Source organism: Pseudochrobactrum sp. AO18b (assembly GCF_000409565.1).
GTDB lineage: Bacteria > Pseudomonadota > Alphaproteobacteria > Rhizobiales > Rhizobiaceae > Pseudochrobactrum > Pseudochrobactrum saccharolyticum.
Genome location: NZ_ANNO01000414.1, coordinates 1 through 2,159 on the forward strand (window position 1 = coordinate 1; position 2,159 = coordinate 2,159).

At 53.7% G+C, this 2,159-nt stretch carries 1 protein-coding gene; it reads right to left on the bottom strand.

The features are described 5' to 3' along the window. On the bottom strand, positions 1-1,976 hold a 1,976-nt coding region (locus tag A918_RS0115855; RefSeq protein WP_022712002.1), incomplete at its 3' end, for a TRAP transporter permease. Positions 1,977-2,159: the final 183 nt, after the last annotated feature.

Sequence of the window (2,159 nt, forward strand, 5' to 3'; positions counted from 1 at the left end):
AGGGATGTATAAATTTCCGGTACGACCAGCAGGATTGCCGCAATAATCAGCAGCACCTGTTCCCAGCGTTTGGTACGCACCAGCATAAAGCCGGACAGCGCAGCACCCAAGGCGGTAATCCCGATCACGCAGCCGATAAAGGCGGTGAAGAATTCGCCCCATGAGAAATTGGCATTGACCAGCAAGAGTGACGGCGAGAATACAAACACAAACGGTACCAGCACTTTACCCAAGCCTAAGCGGAAGGCGGTATTACCGGTTTTAAACGGATCGGCACCGGCCATCCCCGCAGCCGCATAGGCTGCAAGCGCCACCGGCGGCGTGATATCGGCCAGAACCCCGTAATAAAACACGAAGAAATGCGCAACAATCGGTTCAACACCGAGCAGTGCCAGTGTCGGTGCGGCAATGGTTGCCATGATGATATAATTTGCCGTGGTCGGAATACCGCAACCCATCAGAATACAGACAATGCCGGTCATGATGAGGGTAAACAGCAAGGTCAGTGTTGAGGCACCGATCAGCGCGGCAGGCAGGAATGTGCCAAACCATGCGGCAATATCCGCCGCTGTTGTGGTCACAATATAAGAGATTTTGAAGCCGACACCGGTGAGTGTGACCACGCCGACAACAATACCCACTGTTGCCGCTGCTGCACCGACGGCGAGGGCATATTTTGCACCGTCGCGCAGGCTTTCAAAAATCTCTTTGACGGACATGCGCTTGCGCGGATTGAGCAGACCGACGGCAATACACAGCGTGATCCCCCAGAATGCCGCGAGATAAGGTGTGTAACCGGACAGAAGTACGCCAACCAGAACGACAAGCGGAATAACCGTGGGCCAGTCACGTTTGAAAGCTTCTTTCAGATCGGGCATTTCATCCGGTGTCATGCCGCGCAGGCCTGTGCGCTTGGCTTCAAAATGCACCTGCATCAAAACGCCGAAGAAATGCATGAAGGCCGGAACAATCGCGGCAATAATAATAGTGGTGTAGGGCAGATTGAGGAACTCAATCATCAGGAAGGCCGCAGCACCCATAATCGGCGGGGTGATCTGCCCACCGGTCGAGGAGGCGGCTTCAACTGCGGCTGCGAAATTGCGCTTATAGCCAAGGCGGATCATCGCCGGAATGGTGAGCGAGCCGACTGTTACCGTGTTGGCAACAGAGGAGCCGGAAATCATACCGAACAGCGCCGAGCCGAAGATCGAGACTTTGGCAGGGCCGCCTGCATAGCGACCGGCAACCCATGCGGCACAATCAAGAAACAATTGTCCCAGACCGATACGGGTGGCAAACACGCCAAACAATACGAAGTGGAACACATAGGTAGCAACCACGCCAAGCGCGATACCGTAAACACCCTGTGTTGTCAGATAAAGATGGTCAACGATCTGAGAAACGGACGAACCCGGATGCACCAGAATGCCGGGCATGGACGGGCCGAAATAGGCATAGAGCATAAACAGTACGGCGATAATCGGCAGCGGCCAGCCGACCGAACGGCGTGTGGCTTCCAAAAGCACAATAATCAGCAGACCGCCGAGCATCACATCGGTTGTTGTTGGATTACCGACGCGGAAAGCCAGATCATCCAGCGGGATGAGCGGCACATGCATCACCGCAACGACAGCACCAATCGCCAGCGCCCAGTCGATGATGGAAATACCGAGCGGCCGCAGCAAAGTGGATTTTGCCGGTTCCGTATAACCTTTTGGCGAAAACGGAAACACCAAAAACACCAGACCCAGCACGAAAGCCAGATGGATGCCGCGATGCATGGTTTCAGACAGAATACCAAAACCGGCTGTATAATAGTGAAACAGCGAGAGAATAATCAGCAATGTGCCGACTATGCGGGCAGTAACAGGCAACAACGGGCGAAAGCGGATTTCTGAATCGAATTTCTCTTCGAGTTCGCGCGCTTTTTCTTCATCCAGCTCCATAGGTTTCAACGATTGTTGCTCTGTGGTCATGGGGAAATTTCCTGAAAATATGGCTAAAGGCGCTGGCGTTCACGGGCTGACTGTAGCAGCCGGACGCACTCGCCCGTCAAAATGCGTATTGTAAACCTGTGAGAAAATCCTGCACCGGACTTTATGAGAGTCTGGTGCAGGATAAACGGTTTTTTATCTCAGCAGGCCGGCTTCTTTGTAGAA